We start from the raw sequence: 18860 nt of genomic DNA, 5'->3' as shown, positions 1-18860 counted from the left end.
CGATGAAATTTCTCAAAATTTTAATTCCGCTCCTGCTGCTGATCGCGCTGTTTGTCTTTGCGGGGGTGTTACCCCGGATGCGTAACGCCAGTCAACTCAAAGCAGAAGCCAGTGCCGAGAAAAGCCGCGACCCCATTGTGAACGCGGTTCCGCTCAAACAGGCTTCCGACACAACGGGTCTGACGCTGCCGGGGCAAATTCAGCCCTACCGCCAGACACCGCTCTATGCCCGAACGCAGGGATTTCTGCGCCGTTGGTATGTCGATATCGGTGCTCAGGTGAAACAGGGGCAACTCTTGGCTACCATCGACGCGCCCGAACTCGATCAGGATATTGCCCGTGCCAAAGCCGATCAGCAGCTGGCACAAACCAACCTCGACCGGCTGGAGAGCGTGAACCTGCCCGGCGCTGTGGCTACTCAGGACATCGATACCCGCCGGTCGGGGGTGTCGGTAGCGAAGGCTAACCTTGGCCGGTTACAGGCGTTAAAAGATCTTCAACAGGTTCGGGCGCCATTTAGTGGCGTCATTACCAGCCGTACGGCCGAAAATGGTACCCTGGTATCGCCGGGATCGGGCCAGCCGCTGTTCACTATTTCGGAACTGGGTACGCTGCGGGTGTTTGTCGATGTGCCGCAGACCTATTACCGGTATGTAAAAGTGGGAATGCCCGCCACGGTCGTTGTGCCCGAGTTGAAGAAGACCCTCCCTGGGAAAGTTGTTCGGACATCGGGTACGTTACGAAGTGAGTCGCGGACGCTGCTGGCAGAAATAGCTATCCCGAATACGAAGCAGGAACTGCCATCGGGTCTCTACAGCCAGGTGAAGTTCGATATGATTTCGGCCAATGCGCCGGTTCTTATCCCAGCCAATGCCTTGCAGATTACGCCCCAGGGACCTCGTGTGGTGGTGGTTGGGCCCGATCAGCACATTAAATTTGTACCCATCACCCTTGGCCGCGATTATGGAACAACCATTGAAGCCGCCAGTGGGTTGACTGGTCAGGAACAAGTAGTGACTAACCCGAACGACCGGCTGCGCGACGGCCAGAAAGTGCGGTTTCGGAAAGAGATAGCGGCAAAAACCATAGTTCAACGATGATGCAACGATTAATTTGTGGTGTATGGCTTGTAGTAAGTAGCTTGTCGGCCCGGGCGCAGACGGCGCCCATTTCTCCTGCTGGTGGGGCTGTTACGCTCCAGCCGGGTGCTGGAACGGTACAGCCTTCAACGCCATCGGTAGACCCGGCCACGGTACCGCCCAACGCCGGTTCCAAAGCAACCGGAGCGCCCGTTCCCGATCTGTTCATTGCCGGATTCAACCGATTTGCCGATCCAGCCCTTGAATCCCTGATTCAGCAGGGCATGAGCAGTAGCCCCAATCTGCGGGCCGCCCTGAGCCGGCTGGAAGAAGCCCGGGTCAGGGTTCGCATTGCCCAGTCGTTTCTGCTGCCCTCTATCCGGAGTTCAGCGCTGATTACGACCCAGAGCCTTTCTGAACACCGACCCATTGCCATTCCAACAACGACGGATCGATTGCCTCGTTTCCAGCTAAGCACCTTTCAGCTTTTGCCGATCGACGCGACCTATGAACTCGATCTGTTCAAGCGTATCCGGGGCGGTATTACGATTGCCGATTTGCAGGCTCAGGCTTCCGACGCCGATTACCGGGCATTTCGGTTGTCGCTGGCATCCGATATTGCCCGGACGTACCTGCTCATCCGGGGCAACGATGCCGAACAGGCCGTTTTTCAGCGCAATATCCAGGCTCGCGATACAACCCTGTCGATTCTGCGCGAACGATTTCGGGTTGGCTTAATCAATCAGATCGACGTACAGCGGGCCGAAACCGACTATGCCGGGTTGCGGGTGACGCTGAAAGGACTCCAGCGGGCCCGTACCGAGTTAGTGAATGGACTCGCTCAGTTATGTGGGCAGGACCCATCGTCGTTTACCATTGCTCCGGGAACGCTACCAGCGACAGCCCCTGTCTTTCCTTATGCGAACCTGACAAACGACCTGCTTCTTCGGCGGCCCGATCTGCAGCAGTTTGCCCGGCAGATTCAGGTTGTCGATGCCCAGGCGATCGTGCAGCAGGCAACGACCCGCCCCCGCGTAAACCTGATCGGTTCGGGTGGATTATTATCGGGCCAGGTCGGGTCGTGGGTGGTGCCCAGCAGTGCTACCTATATTGTGGGCGTTAACGCGTCGGTTCCTCTCTACGAAGGCCGTCGCAACCGCGAACTCGTATCCCTTGCCCGACAGCAGGTCCAAACCAATCAGCAGACCTACCAGCAGCAACTTCAACTGGCGCAACGCGAAGCGGAAACGGCACTGGACAACCTGGGATTGCTTCGGGAGCAGATTGTTCTGCAAAATCAGACCCTCGTGCTGGCTCGCCGGACCGAGCAGTATAACCGCGAACTATACGTGCGGGGTCTGGCCACGTACCTTGAGGTGCTGGATGCGCAGCGCACGATTCTGGCCAATGAGCAGCAACTGGTTCAGCTCCGGAGCCAGGAGGCTCAATATGCTGTACTACTGTTACGGGCCGTGGGTGGCGACTGGTAAGTGAACCAATCCGTAAGAATACTGAACTTTTCTAGTTCAAATCAGTAAGATAGTAGCAAATTTGCGCCATTACTACATCGTTCAGTATCAATGAATCATACCTATGTCATCATCATGGCGGGGGGCGTCGGAACGCGGTTCTGGCCTTTCAGCCGGACGAGTTATCCAAAGCAGTTTCATGATGTGCTCGGCACCGGCCGGACACTCCTTCAGCAAACAGCCGATCGCTTCGACGGCGTTTGCCCGCCCGAACATATTTATATCGTTACCAGCGCGCTTTACAAGAACCTTTGCCAGGAGCAGCTTCCCCAACTGACCGATGATCAGGTGTTGTGTGAGCCTATTGCCCGCAATACGGCTCCCTGCATTGCGTATGCCTGTTATAAAATCGCTCAGCGTGATCCACAAGCCAATATCATTGTGGCTCCTGCCGATCACATCATCCTCAAAGAAGAAGAATTCAAGCGTACCATCCGCACAGCACTCGACGCTACAGCGGAGCAGGATATTCTGGTTACGCTGGGTATTCAGCCCAGCCGCCCCGATACGGGCTATGGGTATATCCAGTACGTTTCTGATGAAGGGACCGAAGAGAGTGGTTCGGCTGTTCGCAAAGTGAAGAGCTTCATGGAGAAGCCAAACCTCGATCTGGCCCGGCAGTTTGTCGACAGTGGTGAGTTTGTCTGGAACGCCGGTATTTTTGTCTGGAACGTGCAGGCAATCATCAGCGCGTTTACAACGCATTTACCCGAAGTGGCCGAGATATTCGAAGAAGGGAAAGCCGCTTATTACACAAATAACGAAAAGGCGTTCATCGATAAAGCCTATTCGCTAACCAAAAGCATCTCGATTGACAACGGGGTGATGGAAAAAGCGCATAATGTGTATGTGGTGTTGAGCGATTTCGGCTGGTCGGACCTTGGAACCTGGAAGTCGTTATACGAAGCTTCGGACAAGAATGCCGATCAGAACGTAGTCGACGGCCACGTTATGCTTTACGATACGAAAAACTGCATCATTAAAACGCCTAAAAACCGGCTGGTAGCCATTAATGGCCTGGATGGTTTCATTGTGGCGGAATATGATAATGTCCTGATGATCTGCCGTAAGGAAGACGAACAGAAAGTTAAAGCCTTTGTGGCCGATGCCAAAGAGCAGGGTACCGAATTTGTCTAGCCTACAGGCGTATGGGTAGCCCGTAAAAGCTACCTGAATGCTCCTTGACCGCAAGCGGTTTAGGAGCATTTTTTTTTGCGTGAAGTAGCATCGAAGGGTATAGGGCAGGCAAAAATTACAGGCCGATGTGTTATATTTAGTTGAGCAATATCGGCCTGTACTTGTCTCCTGGCGCTATCGTATGATAACTGATTCCTCTCCAACAACTATTGACGCCCCCACCCGCGCCGATTGGCGGCAGTGGCTTGCTGCTAATCATTCGACCGAGAAGAATGTGTGGCTCAGAATTTATAAGAAGGCCAGCGCAACGCCGAGCGTAACCTACAATGAAGCCGTAGACGAAGCCCTTTGCTTTGGCTGGATCGATAGTGCGGCCAGGAAAGGTGACGATCAGCATTACCGTCAGTTCTTTTCCAGACGAAAACCTAACAGCAACTGGAGCACGGTCAATAAAAACAAGGTTGAAAAGCTCCTGGAGGCTGGCCTGATGACCGATGCGGGGCTGGCAATGATTGACCTGGCTAAACGAACCGGCACCTGGACCGCCCTGGACGAGGTAACGAATTTAGTTTATCCGCCTGATCTACAGGAGTTGCTGGAAGCAAATCCGGTTGCAAAAGGATTTTTTGACGCCTTTCCCCCTTCGGCCAAACGGGGTATTCTGGAGTGGCTACTCAACGCCAAAACACCCGCAACCCGCACCAAACGCCTGCTGGACATTGTGACCCGTGCCGAACGTAACGAGCGCGCTAATCAATACACGCCCAAATCGTGATTCGCGTAAGTGAGCAGACTGAAAAGGTAACAATCCCTTCATGACAAGACCAGCTATGTTCACACTGGCGTAACAGCTCAGGCCGACTTTTGTGGTTTTCCACCACTACGCTCTGACTAATACATATGAAGTATTTTTCCTTCTTTAGTGCCGTGTCGGCCGTTACGGCTGCTGCTTTGTTGATGAGTGCCTGTGAAGACCACCGGCTTGAGTCGACGCCGGGTTTACCGGCTGTTGTCGATGCCGACAATAAAGGCACCTTTCTACCCGCTATTCTGACGACGGTTGGTAACGTTCAGGTATTTAATGGCGGTTTCGGGTCGGCCATTGCTTCCGACCCTCGTGATCCCGGCGCTTTCTTTATGCTCACCGACCGGGGGCCAAACATCGACGGTACAATGGCTAACTCGAAAGTATTTGCTGTACCTGGCTTTGCGCCCCAGATTGGTAAGTTTCGGGTGAAAAATGGCCAGATGATACTGGAAAGCATCATTGAACTGAAGAACAGTGCGGGTGGTAAGCTGAACGGATTGCCAAACCCGGCCAATCAGGGCGGTACCGGCGAGACCGCTCTCGCTATAAACGGCACTAATATTGGCAGCAGTGTTGATGGGCTTGATTCGGAAGGGCTGGCCGTGGCATCGGATGGTACGTTCTGGGTGAGTGATGAGTATGGTCCCCATATTGTTCACTTCGATGCGACGGGACGGACCCTTGAGCGGATCAATCCGTTTGGCAGCGGTACCGGTGGCCGGACTATCCCGCTGGTGTTCGCCACGCGTCGGGCCAACCGCGGCATGGAAGGACTAACCCTCACGCCCGATGGCAAGACGCTGGTTGGTATCATGCAGTTTCCGCTCTATAACCCGTCGTCAGCGGCTGTATCCGGTTCGTTGGTTACCCGCATCCTGACATTCAATATTGCTACGGGCGCTACCAAACAGTTTGTTTACCTCATTGAACGCGCCAACCTACAGGCGGTCAGCGAAATCACTGCCATTACAAACACTACGTTCCTGGTCCTTGAGCGCGACGGCGAGTATGGAACCGATGCTAACAAAAGCACGCTCTTCAAGCGGGTGTATAAAATTGATCTTACCGGCGCAACCGATATCTCAGACCCCGCCAATGGGGCCAACGGCAAGCTTTATGGTGGGAAAACGGTAGAGGAACTCAAAACGGCGATTGCCCTACAGGCTAATGGAATTACGCCCGTCACCAAAACGCTGGCGCTGGATTTAGCCACCGAAACGTCGCCCGTTTATCCTCACGATAAGGCCGAGGGCATAGCGTTGCTCAGCCCAACCTTGCTGGCGGTCTCTAACGACGACGATTTTGGGGTTACCGGAACGGGGACATATGTAGCAAAGATCCTCCCGTCAACGAACACGATCGATAAGAACCGTGTGTATTTCGTAACGTTGAAAAAGGCTGTAAAATAATCCATTAGCTCGTTTTGGGCCCAAAATACACGCATACAACGTATACAGGGGAGTGAAGAAGGCGGTGCATTCCTGCGTGGATGCATCGCCTTCTTGTTCTGGGTATATACTATTATTTACGGGTAAGTCGGTAAAACTCAGTCTCAGAAACAGACAATTCAGTCATTGATTGTTATATATTTGTATTCCTTTGCATCGTTATAATTAGAAATATAATTCATCTTACGCTCATGAACAGAAGAGACGCCCTCATGCGGGTGGCCATGCTGGCTGGTGCCACCATGACGCTACCCGCGCTGGCGGATACACTTGAGGCCTCAGCGGCCCGGCGTACCCTGACCGGCAAACCGGTCTTCCTTACCGCCGACCAGGATGCAACCGTTGCTGAACTGGCCGAAACCATTATTCCAACGACTAGTACGCCTGGTGCCAAAGCAGCTAAAGTGAACGAAATCATTGATGTTCTTCTGAAAGACTGCTATAAAGAAGCTGACCAGAAACGGTTCCTGGAAGGGCTGGCACAGACCAACAAACTAAGTCAGGATGCTTACGGGAAGGCATTTGCGCAACTCGATTCAACCCAGCGGATCGACATTGTGAAGAAGCTGGAAGCCGAAGCCAAACAGCAGAAGACCCAAATGGCCAGCACGCAGAGTGCGGGTGCGCAGGCCGATGCCCAGATGCCGAAAGCCAAAGCCGAACGCTACACACCTTTCTTCACGATCCTGAAAGACCTGACATTGACAGGTTATTTTACTTCGGAAATTGGCTGCACGCAGGCGCTCGAATACGTAGCGGTTCCGGGCCGTTACGATGGCTGTGTACCGCTCAAAGCCGGCCAGAAAGCGTGGGCCATCTAATTAATCTAACTTAGTTATAAAGCGAAAAGCCATAAGTCGTAAACAAGCCAGTTTGCGGCTGTTCGGCGGGAAACCGCACTTACGGCTTTTGCGACTTATGACTTCTACGACCTTTAAGATTTAAAGACATGAATCTCAACATAGATGCTGTAAAAGACATGACCTACGATGCTATCGTCGTAGGCTCAGGTATTTCGGGTGGCTGGGCAGCCAAAGAACTAACCCAGAAAGGGCTTAGAGTGCTGATGCTGGAGCGGGGACGCGATATCAAGCATATCGAAGGCTATGAGACCGCCACCAAAAATCCGTGGGAATTTCCTCACCGGGGTCGGGTAACGACGATGGCGGCCGAAGAGTACTGGGCCAACATGCGGACCGGTTATACGGCTAACGAAGAATGGCGGCACCATTTCGAGAACGATAAGGAAAACCCGTACCTCGAAAAAGAAAACCGCAAAGTCGACTGGATTCGTGGCTACCACGTGGGTGGCCGGTCGCTGATGTGGGGTCGTCAGAGCTACCGCTGGAACAAAGAAGATTTCATGGCCAATGCCAAAGAAGGCGTTGGTGTCGACTGGCCCATCCGCTACGAAGACCTGGCAAACTGGTACAACTATGTAGAAGGATTTGCCGGTATTTCGGGTAATAAAGATGGCCTGGACGTTCTGCCGGATGGCAACTTTCTTCCCCCTATGCAATTGAATTGCGTGGAGAAAGAGGTGAAAGCCCGCATCGAGAAATCGTTTGGCGGACGTACCGTTACCATTGGCCGCGTTGCTCACTTGACAGCCCCCAAACAGCAGCACTACGACCTTGGTCGGGCTGCCTGCCAGTTCCGGAACCAGTGTATGCGCGGTTGTCCTTACGGCGCTTATTTTAGCACGCAGGCCGCCACGTTGCCCGCAGCAGTAAAAACCGGTCGCCTTACCCTACGTCCCGATTCAATTGTATCGGAAGTGTTGTATGACGAGAAAAAAGGCAAAGCGACGGGTGTCCGGATAATCGATCAGAACACGAAACAGGTTCGTGAGTATTACGCCAAGATCATCTTTATGAATGCGTCGTCTTTTGCCAGTACGTCCATCCTGATGAACTCCAAGTCGCACCGCTTCCCCAACGGAATGGGTAACGACTCCGACCAGCTGGGTCGTAATATCATGGACCACCACCTGGCTGTTGGAGCCGCTGGCACGTTTGACGGTATGGAAGACCAGTACTACTACGGTCGGCGGGCTAACGGCGTTTACGTACCACGCTACCGGAACTGGGGTGGCGACAAGCGGGACTACCTGCGGGGCTTCGGCTACCAGGGTGGTGCCGGTCGTGGCGGCTGGAACCGGGGTAATGGTATGGATGGTTTCGGGGCCGATTTCAAAGAAAGCCTCACCACACCTGGCCCATGGACAATGAGCCTGGGTGGATTTGGTGAAATGCTCGCTGATCCCAACAACCGCATGACCCTTTCTCCCGACCAAAAGGATAAGTGGGGGTTACCCCTGATTGTGTTCGACGCAGCCTATGGCGAGAATGAAAAGAAAATGCGTAAGGACATGATGAACGATGCCGCCGAAATGCTCGAAGCGGCTGGTCTGAAAAATGTGACAGCTTACAACGACGAATCGAAGCACCCAGGCATCGGTATCCACGAAATGGGTACTGCTCGTATGGGCCGCGACCCTAAAACGTCGGTCCTGAATGCGCATAACCAGATTCACTCGGTTAAAAACGTATTCAATACAGATGGTGCCTGTATGACCTCGGCTTCCTGCGTTAACCCATCACTTACCTACATGGCCCTGACCGCTAGGGCAGCCGATTTTGCCGTGAAGGAAATGAAAAAGGGCAATCTGTAAACCCTGGCTTAGGCCCTATATTCAGGAAAAAACAGGTAGTTACCTCGGTAGCTGCCTGTTTTTTTTTAGCCGTTTTTGGCCTTATATCGCAGATTTACAGATGAATTGTCATATTAACCAAACAATTCTATAGGAATAGTGTTCTATTAAGGTATATCAAGTAATTGATACCTAAAAACTCGACTATGAAAAAGGTAATGATAATGGGTTGGATGCTGGTAGCTGGCATGGCCCTCAACGCAACGGCACAAACAACGAATTCATCAACGGGTACAGGTGCAACCGGAACGACGGGCACTGGTACAACAGGTACTGGCTCGACAATGGGCACCGGAACTACGGGTACTGGCTCAACAATGGGCACGGGCACAACGACCGGAACCACGGGTACCATGAATAACGGTACGAACACAGGCACTGCAACGGGTACCTACCAGACTCAGCCGCCAACCACGAACAGTGGTACAACGACTGGAACCGGTACGACTACGGGTTCGGGCATGAATACCGGCACAACCACGGGTACAGGTACAACAACAGGATCGGGTACGTATCAGTCGCAGCCTCAAACGGGGACGACGGGTACAACGACCGGAACCACAGGAACAGGTACAGGCACAGGCACAACGGGTTCGTACTCGACGGGTACGGGTTCAATGAATAGCGGTACCACGACGGGTGCAAAAGATTCGATGAACACAACGGATCGGACTAACAGCGGATCGACAGGCAACAACAGCCGGAAGACGAAACGCTCATCGTCCTCTTCGTCGACAACGACGACACCGCCAAGAAAGTAAGCTAGCTAGCTTACTTGACAAGATAATTCGGGTCGGTACCTTTGCGAAAGGGTATCGACCCGTTTTTTTATGGCTGAACCAACTATTCTTGTTGACCTGAAGAGGACCACCATCAGGCGGAATAACCGCGATGTGCTGCGTGATGTATCCATCCGGATTTGTTCGGGTGAGTGCTGGGCCATAGTGGGTCCCATAGGAAGCGGCAAAACTACATTACTACAGGTTTTAGCCGGGCAACTACCCGTAGAGACCGGTAAGCTGATCCGAAATTCATCCGTTGCGTTTGTTTCCTTCCGGGAAGAGTCGCGCCAATTCTCGTATGGTACTTATTTCTACCAGCAACGCTATCAGGCTACGATGAGCAATGAGGCACCGTTGTTACGCACTTACCTGCAGGCTCCTGACTCGTTGGCCGCAGCAAGGCTCATCAATGACGCGGGCCTGACGCCCCTGCTGGATCTGTCGCTGCTGAAACTATCAAATGGGCAGACACGCAAAGCCCGCATTATTAAAGCTCTTTTACGACAGCCACCACTTCTCCTGCTCGATAATCCATTTGTCGGCCTGGATACTGCTTCGCGCAATGACCTTACAGGCTGGCTTAGCCAATTAACTACCCAGGGAGCCGCCCTGGCCCTGGTAACCGAGCCCGACAGTACTCCTCCCTTTATAACGCATGTGCTGCGTCTAGCGGAGGAGATCTGGTCCGGGCCGAGAGCTGCGTATAGAGAGCCTGTAGCTGACTGCGAAAGCAAGCCCATCCCTTTGCTTCGGACCCCACCCAAACCCGTTGACTTCAACGATGTCTTTCAATTGACCAACGTAACAGTACGCTATGGTGAGCGAATTATTCTGGATCAGCTGAACTGGACGGTGAGGGCTAATGAACGATGGGCGTTGGTGGGGCCAAACGGCGTAGGAAAATCCGTGCTGCTGAGCCTGTTGTACGGTGATCATCCGCAGGCCTATGCCAACGATGTACGGGTATTTGGCCACCGGCGCGGTAAATCGGGCGAGAGTATCTGGGACGTGAAACGCCGGATCGGGTTCGTCTCACCTGAGTTGCATTTGTACTTTCCGCAACACCTTACAGCGCGTCAGGTAATTCTGACGGGGTTGACTGATACCCTGACAGTACCCAGGATTGTGCCGGAAACTACAGAAACGGACCTGATTGCGTTAAGTCATTATTTCGATGTCGACGCTCAGTTAAGCCGGTCCTTCGGGACACTGTCGACGGGTGAGCAACGACTGATCCTGTTCGTTCGGGCATTGATAAAAAATCCGCCAGTGTTACTGCTCGATGAGCCTTTTCAGGCTTTGGATAGTAAATCTATTCAACTCGCCCGGAAATTACTGGATGGCCTGGCTACGGCAAGTATGCTTTTTATAACGCATGACCGGGCCGAACTACCCACCAGTGTAATAAATAGACTTGAGTTACAGCGGTAAGTCAATGCTTTGTTTTTCAACTTGTTACTAGTACGTTTTATTCCATATAGATTCTATAGATATAGCTCCCTGATTTCAGATAAGTGACACGTATTGAATTCTATAGTCTTAAGAGGCAAAGATGATTTGTCTTCAGCTATCTGGCATGGTTTGTGCCAGTCGCCATGTTGACATTTTTATTAAAAAGTAAACATGATGAGTTGGCGGTAAGGGCCAAATAGCAAACTAAATCTGACAGCTTTAATCAATAACGAGCGTAAAGCCAGGTACGCAAAGTGCTTGGCATGATATTAGTTTTATTCATTGCTGTTAGTGCGGGCCTGTAAGAAAAGACGCAGACCAAATTCGTGACAACATAATTCTGGTTTTTACTAAACTGGCTGAAAGCGTGGGATAGTGTTTTTTGGCTCCATAAAAGGCAGACCGTGTTGTTGCAATAACTTAGCGAAATACGTCGAGCCGAGTCATAACTGAAACGGATCAAACAGCAAGATCATACCGTAACCTGGCCATACGATCGCCTGATAGAACGTCTGTCAACGTGATTGACAACCTCGATTTCAGGCGCTTTTTAACGTTGGTTCGATAAATGCATTGTACCATTATTGCGGACTAATAACCAGATAATGATACTATGATTCATAAAGAATATCCGCAGCTCAACGAACGAATAGAGATTGGCAGATAAAATGTGGCGTAAAAAAGATGGCTCATTGGAAGAGCACAGGCCAGAATAGAGGTAAGCATGATGTCAATGCGTAAAAATTGGATAAGACAGATCGTAATTGGGTTGCTGTGGCTAAGCTGTTCGACAGCCTGGGCACAGGTCGATTCGCTGTTGCAGCAGGCCGACCGACTGCTCAGCTATAAAGCCTATGGCAGAGCTATCGAGGCTTACAACGAGTTATTGACGGAGCCTAAAAATAAGCTTACTATTACTCAAAAGGTGGCCATACAGACCCAATTAGCCTTTGCCTATAAACAGGTTGGAGATGGAGTCAAGGCCGAGAAGTTTTACCGCGAATCAATTGATACCAGCGTTGAAGAGGACCCGCAACGGACCCTGAATTTTGCGCAAACGCTGGCGGGTAATGGTAAATTCAAGGAAGCCCAGCAGCAATATGAGCGCTACCTGAAGCTGAAAGACAAGGCCGCCCTGGAGCGGCCATTACCTATGCAGGACTTACCCGTAGCGGCACAGGCGAGACGAAAAGGGCCAGTTCAGTATCGACTTGAATATTTGTCTCTAAACTCATCGGGAGAAGAATTTAGTCCGGCTTTTTACGGGGATGGTTTGGTTTATGTGGCCGGGAGCAAAGGTAAAACCGTGATTGAGACCTCGGGTAGGGGGGGAGGGTCCGCTTATCTCGATCTATTCTACGCCCCTAACCGGAATAGCCTTAAAGCCAGTAGCATCATAAACGCCGATGGAACCACCCGTAAAAAGGGCGAACCCGCACGAACGCAGGGTGGAAAGAATCTGGGCTCGGATCATTATACACGTGCTACCGCCAATGATTCGCAGGGAGGACAAAATTTTGAAGGCGGTATCAGCATTACCGATGGACTAGGGTATGACACCCGGTCAGGTAATACGAAGCAGCGGCTGAGCGAAACGATTAACTCCCGTTACCACGAAGGTCCGGTGACCTTTTCCCGGGATGGGTTGAAAATTGTTTTTACGCGCAACAACTACAACGAAGGGCACGCCCGTAAGAGCGCCGAAGGTGTCACTAAGCTTAAACTATATACCGCCCGTCAGCAGAACGGTATCTGGGTCGATGTGGCCGAATTGCCATTCAACAGCGATAATTATTCGGTAGGACATCCAGCCCTGAGCAGCGATGAGCAGTTGCTTTATTTTGCATCGGATATGCCGGGCGGCTATGGTGGTACCGATCTGTATGTAAGCCGCTACGAGAACGGAAAGTGGGGAAAGCCCGTCAATTTAGGGGAGGAAATCAACACGAAGGGAAATGAACTGTTCCCCTTTGCTGATGATGACGGCAACTTATACTTCTCTACCAATGGCCGGAAAGGACTTGGTGATCTGGATATTTTCTTCGCCACCATAAGCACGCTGGCTACCGGTATTGTTGTTCAGTCGGTCGAGCATATGGATGCGCCGGTTAACTCGCCCAAGGACGATTTTGGTCTTATAACCGATGCCAACCGGAGTGGGGGCTACTTCAGCAGTAACCGCCGTGATGGCAATGACGATATTTACCGCTTCGTGCGGGAGAGTTCGCTTTATGGATGTCGCGACCTTACCGTTCGGCTTTATGACACCGAATCCAATACAGGACTCGACAGTGTGAACATAATCGTTAAAACAAAGGGAGAGGGCCGTGCTGACCAGACAATGATTACCGATGCGAAGGGTTTTGTTCGCATGTGTCTCGATGGCGACAATAACTTTACCTTTCAGGTCAGTCGCGACGGTTATATCAACAACACTGTCGGATTCACTACCCAGGCCCTGACCGATGACCAGCCTAGCCACCTTGAGATAGGCATGATCAAGCCAACGATAGTCATGGATACCGTCGCTATCGTGGAGTCGAAAAGTATGGCCCCCATAAAGGTTCTGACGCGTTCCCATATTTATGGCGTCGTTGTTAGTGAGCGTGATCGTCGGCCTATCGAGGGCGTTACCGTCCGGCTTCGAAACGAGTGCAACCGTAGTCAGCTCGTCTACGTCACTGGCGCTGATGGTTGCTATGCGTTCGATCTGGCCGAAGGCTGCGATTATACCCTGGTGGCTTCTAAAGCGGCTTTTGGTACCAATACAAACAAAATCAAGGGGTTGCCAAAGAAAGATAAACCCAAAGTGCTGTCGGCCGATCTGCGCATGCTCAGCGTAGGTGACGTGGTTACGATCGATAACATTTATTACGACCTGGACCGGTTTAGTCTCCGGTTAGATGCTGCCCGTGAACTGGATAAGCTGGTTGCGACGATGCGCAAATACCCTTCGCTGATTATCGAAATCCGATCCCATACCGACAGCCGGGGCAGTGCCGAGCGAAATAAGCTGTTGTCAACTCAACGGGCCAAAGCCGTTGCCAACTACCTGGCGGCCAAAGGTATCAGCCAGAAACGCATGGCTGCCATCGGTATGGGTGAGTCGCAGTTGGTCAACAACTGTACCGATGACGTTATCTGCACCGATGCTGAACACCAGCGCAATCGCCGAACCGAATTCCGGGTCGTGGATATCAAGTAAGAAAAGCCGGATGGCTACCTGTCGGTAACCTTCGGGGTGGTATTCATCGGGCTTCGTTCCTATTTTTGGGACATGATTACGTTTCCAAACGCCAAAATCAACCTGGGTCTGCGCATCATCAGGAAACGACCCGATGGCTTTCACAATCTGCAATCGTGCTTCTACCCGATTGGCTGGAGCGATGTGCTGGAGATTATCCCTGCCGATGCCACTGCCTTCAGCAGCAGCGGCCTGCCAATTCCGGGGGCTGCCGAAACAAACCTGTGCATACGGGCCTATAACCTGTTAAAAGCCGATTACGACCTGCCTCCTGTGCATGTACATCTGCACAAGCTTATCCCCATTGGGGCAGGACTGGGTGGCGGGTCGGCCGATGCTTCTTTCGCCCTGAAATTGCTGAACGACCGTTTTGGATTGGGCCTTCGTACGGAACTACTGGAAGGATATGCCCGGCTGCTGGGCAGCGACTGCGCGTTTTTCATCCAAAACCGGCCAATGTACTGTGTCGAGAAGGGTGACATGTTTGACGAAATTGCGGTCGATCTGCGCGGGTACCACCTGTTGCTGGTTTACCCGAATCTGGCTATTTCAACCGCCGAAGCCTACGCAGCCATCCGGCCCCGCCAGCCCGAAACCGACCTGTATGACGATTTGCTCGCACCTATCGATACCTGGCGAACAACCATCCAGAACGATTTTGAAGCGAGCCTGTTCCCGAATTATCCCGTGCTTGCTGCCATTAAGCAACAGATGTATGCCGAGGGGGCTATCTATGCCAGTATGAGTGGTTCCGGCTCAACGGTGTACGGTATTTTCGACGCCCCGGTTATATGCCCAAACCAATTTAGTGATTACAGCGTTTGGCAAGGAAAACTGTAAATCAGTTTGTGGTAATCCGTTAGCCTACAAACGTCATGCTGATTCCCATAAACTCCGCTAATGAGCAACTTCGTCACGAAACGGCGGGAGCCGTTCCGCTTCATGGTCTGGTTAGGTATTGCAAGCAGTGTACTTCTGTTTACAGTATTGCTGGCTGCTTATATTATCCGTCGTTCGGCAGCCGACTGGACAGATGTCAGGCTACCGAACGTGTTTTTGATTAGCACAATTGCTATTGTGTTGAGCAGCCTGACACTTCATAATGCTAACCAGGCGTTTCGGCATGAACGCTTCGATAGTTACCGGACCAACATGGGCACGACGCTGGTGCTGGGTACCTTGTTCATTGTACTACAGGCCTGGGGCTGGCGGCAGATGATCCGGTCAGGGATTGGCCTAACCGGTAACCCATCCGGCAGCTTTGTGTATATTATCTCCGGCGTTCATCTGCTCCATATCCTGATTGGGCTTATCTTCATCGTTATCGCCTTGATCGAAGCCCTGCGTCGCCGACCGTATATCGATTCGTTCGTATATAGCGTAAACCCACCCAATCAGCTGAAGCTAAGGCTACTCACCCTTTACTGGCACTTTGTCGACGTCCTCTGGATCGTCCTGTTTGTATTTCTGGTCATCCATCATGGCCTTACTATGCGTTTTTCCCTTTGAGGATTCAGGGTGCGGGTCTCCAGCCATTACCTGCTTTTGCCTGGTTATCCCGTTATTTGTAAAAAAAACTGTTCTATCATACTTCATGAAGAAAATTGCTATTTGGGCAGGTCTGTGGGTAGTTAGCCTAACGTCGTTTGCTCAAACTACCGGGCCTGTTTCGCCATCGTCCGGCGGATCGAAATACGATCCTCTTGCGTTGTTTCACCCGTTGTTCAACATGCAGCCGGGTAACGATTACCGTACGGGAAGTGGTGCTCCCGGTCCGCGCTACTGGCAAAACCGTGCCGACTATCAAATCAATGTCAGCCTCGATGATCAGCAGAATACCATTGCAGGCGAGGTAACGATTGCCTACAAGAACAACTCGCCGGAGTCGCTTCCATTTTTATGGCTACAACTCGACCAGAATGCTTTCAGCGATACGTCGAGGGCGGCCAAAACAACGCCCGTGACGGGTGGCCGGTTTGGTAACCTGGACTTTGCCGGGGGGCTTACAATTACCAGCGTAACAGCTGAGCAGGGTAAAGGAAAATTTGCGGGTGCTCCCTATACAATTACCGATACCCGGATGCAGATTCGGTTAGCTGAATCAGTGAAACCTGGTGGCGAGGTCCGGGTAAAAGTGGCCTACTCTTTCAAGATTCCCGAATACGGCTCCGACCGGATGGGCCAGCTGAAGCGTAAGGATGGTGTCATCTACGAAATAGCGCAGTGGTATCCACGTATGTGTGTGTATGATGACATCGAAGGCTGGAACGTATTGCCTTACCTGGGGGCAGGCGAGTTTTACCTCGAATATGGTGACTATGAATACAATGTCACGGTGCCCTGGGACCATATCGTAGCCGGTTCGGGCGAGTTGCTGAACCCCAACGACGTGTTAACGGGCGAGCAGATCAAGCGGCTGGCGCAGGCCCGCCAGAGCGACAAAACAGTGATCATCCGTGGTAAGGACGAAGTGACGAATGCCGACACACGCCCTAAAAAATCGGGTACGCTGACCTGGAAATTCCGCTGCCTCAACACCCGCGATGTGGCCTGGGCGTCGAGCCGGGCGTTTGTATGGGATGCGGCCCGGATGAACCTACCTAGTGGTAAACCTTCGCTGGCACAATCGGTATATCCAGCCGAAAGCGCAACGAATGACTCATGGGGCCGTTCGACAGAGTATGTAAAGGGCTGCATCGAGTTCTACTCAAAATACCTGTATGAGTTCAGCTATCCGGTTGCTACCAATGTGGCGGGTATTGTGGGAGGTATGGAATATCCGGGCATCGTTTTCTGCGATCACAAAGACAAACGAGATGCCCTTTGGGGGGTTACCGATCATGAATTTGGCCATAACTGGTTCCCAATGATCGTGGGTAGCAATGAGCGCAAATTTCCCTGGATGGACGAGGGATTCAATACATTCATCAATACCCTGTCGACGGCCAATTTCAACAATGGTGAGTACAACCGCGAGCGGGGAACAATGCACGATATTGCGCCGGCCCTGTTCAGCCCTACCGAACCGGTCATGACTATTCCGGATGTGCAGCAGCCCCGCGCATTGGGGATTCTGGCTTATTACAAGCCCGGCATGGGCCTGAAGCTGCTGCGGGAATCGGTGCTGGGTCCGGAGCGTTTCGACTTCGCTTTCCGGAACTACATGAACCGCTGGGCATTCAAACACCCAACGCCCTATGATTTCTTCCGGAGTATGGAGGACGGGGCAGGTGAGGATCTGGGCTGGTTCTGGCGCGGTTTCTTCTACGAAACCTGGAAACTGGACCAGGGCGTCAAAGAGGTTAAATATGTAGATGGATCGGCCGGGAAAGGATCGCTGATTTCGATAGAGAACCTCGAAAAACTAGCCATGCCCGTCACCATCGAAGTGACAGAATCCAATGGCAAAAAAGGCCGCGTAACCTTGCCCATCGAAGTATGGCAGCGGGGTGGCACCTGGACGTTGCGCTACGATTCAACGTCGCCCCTCAAAACGGTGGTTGTCGATCCCGACGAAAAACTACCCGATGTCAATAGCAAAAACAACACCTGGCGTTCAGAAGCGCAATAACAGTCTATAAGTCAGTAAGTTGAAGAGTCGGTAAGTGGCTGGCGCATGCGTATTGCTCGCGCCAGCCACTTACCGACTCTTCGACTTACTGACTTATAGACTATTTTTCAATCAACATCGCGCCGTACGAATACCCGCCCCCGAATACCGTAAGCACGATACGCTGGCCTTTCTGGAACATGTCCCAGTTTTCGGATAGAGCGATAGCACAGCCCGCACAACCGGTATTGCCCAGTAGCTGAATATTGGAAATAAGCTTCTCTTCGGGTAGCCCCAACGTTTTCATTACGTTGCGGGAAATACGCAGGTTGGCCTGGTGAGGCAGTACATAATCGACATCGTCCACCGTTAGGCCGCAGCGCTCAAGTACCTGAAGGCTGGCTTTAGGCATGTACTGGCAGGCATTGATGAAGACATCGCGACCGAAGGGCATCGTAACGCCCCCTTCATTGGGTTTCATCATAACCGCCGTTGTTGCTTTGGCTGTGTGGGCCGCTCCGCCGGTCAGCAGCGCTTTAATAGCAAAATCGTTCTCGCTCTGGCGCTCTTTCGTAATGAGCAATGCGGCAGCACCATCCCCCCACAAATGCCCCGAAATAGTATCCTGATCATTGTTGTAAGCCGTATTGTGTTCCGATACGATGACCAGCGCACGGCTGGCTTTATTGAGCGCAAAGTATCCCTCCACTACTTCAATGGCATTGAGCAGCGACGAACAGGCCGTTGATACTGAAATGACAGGAATATCGGCAATTTCCAGGTAGTGCTGTGCTTCGTGAGCGAGCGAAACAATGGTGTCGTAAGGGGTGTAGGTTGCGCCTACGATTATATCGACTGTCGACAAATCAACTTTTTCCTGTAGCCGTCGAATCACGTCGATCGTCATGGTATTGGTATTCTCGCCAGGGGCGGCTTTACGTCGCTCCTGTATGCCGGTGCGTTCAATTATCCAGTCGTTCGATAAGCCGTTGAGCTGGGTAAAATGTTCATTGCCAACCACTGCTGTAGGCAGATAATGGCTTACTGTATGAATGTACATCAGGCGAAAAAAATATGGCTAACCTGGGCAGTTCCCAGATTAGTACCGAAAGTTAAAT

14 protein-coding genes are annotated in these 18860 nt (G+C 52.0%); 13 read left to right on the top strand and 1 reads right to left on the bottom strand.

All coding sequences use genetic code 11. The features are described from left to right. The first annotated feature begins 2 nt into the window (after positions 1–2). From FH603_RS02630 to FH603_RS02570, 13 genes are all read left to right on the top strand, one after another. Positions 3–1100: an efflux RND transporter periplasmic adaptor subunit gene (locus FH603_RS02630; RefSeq protein ID WP_186735801.1), complete on the top strand. Its 1098-nt coding sequence runs from the start codon at positions 3–5 to the stop codon at positions 1098–1100. Then, the gene (locus tag FH603_RS02625; RefSeq protein ID WP_186736096.1) at positions 1100–2569 is read left to right on the top strand and encodes a TolC family protein; all 1470 of its coding nucleotides are present in this window, start codon (positions 1100–1102) and stop codon (positions 2567–2569) included. Before FH603_RS02630 ends, FH603_RS02625 begins: the two co-directional genes overlap by 1 nt. A 90-nt stretch (positions 2570–2659) precedes the next feature. Then, positions 2660–3745 carry a mannose-1-phosphate guanylyltransferase gene (locus tag FH603_RS02620; protein ID WP_186735799.1) on the top strand — a complete coding sequence of 362 codons (1086 nt, stop codon included), beginning with the start codon at positions 2660–2662 and terminating at the stop codon, positions 3743–3745. Positions 3746–3926: 181 nt separating this feature from the next. Beyond that, complete coding sequence (locus FH603_RS02615; RefSeq protein WP_186735797.1) at positions 3927–4520, top strand: YdeI/OmpD-associated family protein; 594 nt, start codon at positions 3927–3929, stop codon at positions 4518–4520. Positions 4521–4645: 125 nt separating this feature from the next. Beyond that, entirely contained in the window at positions 4646–5962 is a 1317-nt protein-coding gene (locus tag FH603_RS02610) for an esterase-like activity of phytase family protein (RefSeq protein ID WP_186735795.1), read from the top strand. Positions 5963–6192: 230 nt separating this feature from the next. Continuing rightward, positions 6193–6822, top strand: a complete 630-nt coding sequence (locus tag FH603_RS02605) for a gluconate 2-dehydrogenase subunit 3 family protein (RefSeq protein ID WP_235985232.1) — start codon at positions 6193–6195, stop codon at positions 6820–6822. A 128-nt stretch (positions 6823–6950) separates the two neighbouring features. Next, complete coding sequence (locus FH603_RS02600) at positions 6951–8675, top strand: GMC oxidoreductase (protein ID WP_186735793.1); 1725 nt, start codon at positions 6951–6953, stop codon at positions 8673–8675. Between the two features lie 185 nt (positions 8676–8860). Further along, entirely contained in the window at positions 8861–9475 is a 615-nt protein-coding gene (locus FH603_RS02595; RefSeq protein WP_186735791.1) for a hypothetical protein, read from the top strand. Positions 9476–9544: 69 nt separating this feature from the next. Beyond that, positions 9545–10927 carry an ATP-binding cassette domain-containing protein gene (locus tag FH603_RS02590; protein ID WP_186735790.1) on the top strand — a complete coding sequence of 461 codons (1383 nt, stop codon included), beginning with the start codon at positions 9545–9547 and terminating at the stop codon, positions 10925–10927. A gap of 754 nt (positions 10928–11681) precedes the next feature. Next, a complete protein-coding gene (locus FH603_RS02585; protein WP_186735781.1) occupies positions 11682–14153 on the top strand; it encodes an OmpA family protein in 2472 nt (823 codons plus the stop codon). A 72-nt stretch (positions 14154–14225) separates the two neighbouring features. Then, positions 14226–15032, top strand: a complete 807-nt coding sequence (gene ispE / locus FH603_RS02580; protein ID WP_186735779.1) for a 4-(cytidine 5'-diphospho)-2-C-methyl-D-erythritol kinase — start codon at positions 14226–14228, stop codon at positions 15030–15032. 60 nt (positions 15033–15092) lie between these two features. Beyond that, positions 15093–15701 (top strand): cytochrome c oxidase subunit 3, encoded by a 609-nt coding sequence (locus FH603_RS02575; protein ID WP_186735777.1) that lies wholly within the window; start codon positions 15093–15095, stop codon positions 15699–15701. An 85-nt stretch (positions 15702–15786) separates the two neighbouring features. Then, entirely contained in the window at positions 15787–17763 is a 1977-nt protein-coding gene (locus FH603_RS02570; protein WP_186735775.1) for a M1 family metallopeptidase, read from the top strand. A gap of 100 nt (positions 17764–17863) precedes the next feature. Here FH603_RS02570 and FH603_RS02565 read toward each other — a convergent pair whose 3' ends face one another. Then, positions 17864–18802: a 3-oxoacyl-ACP synthase III family protein gene (locus tag FH603_RS02565; protein ID WP_186735773.1), complete on the bottom strand. Its 939-nt coding sequence runs from the start codon at positions 18800–18802 to the stop codon at positions 17864–17866. Positions 18803–18860 lie beyond the last annotated feature (58 nt).

Source organism: Spirosoma utsteinense, from assembly GCF_014282275.1.
Classification (GTDB): Bacteria; Bacteroidota; Bacteroidia; order Cytophagales; family Spirosomataceae; genus Spirosoma; species Spirosoma utsteinense.
The sequence above is the reverse complement of the archived record's forward strand: the minus strand, read 5'-3'. Positions and strand labels throughout refer to the sequence as shown.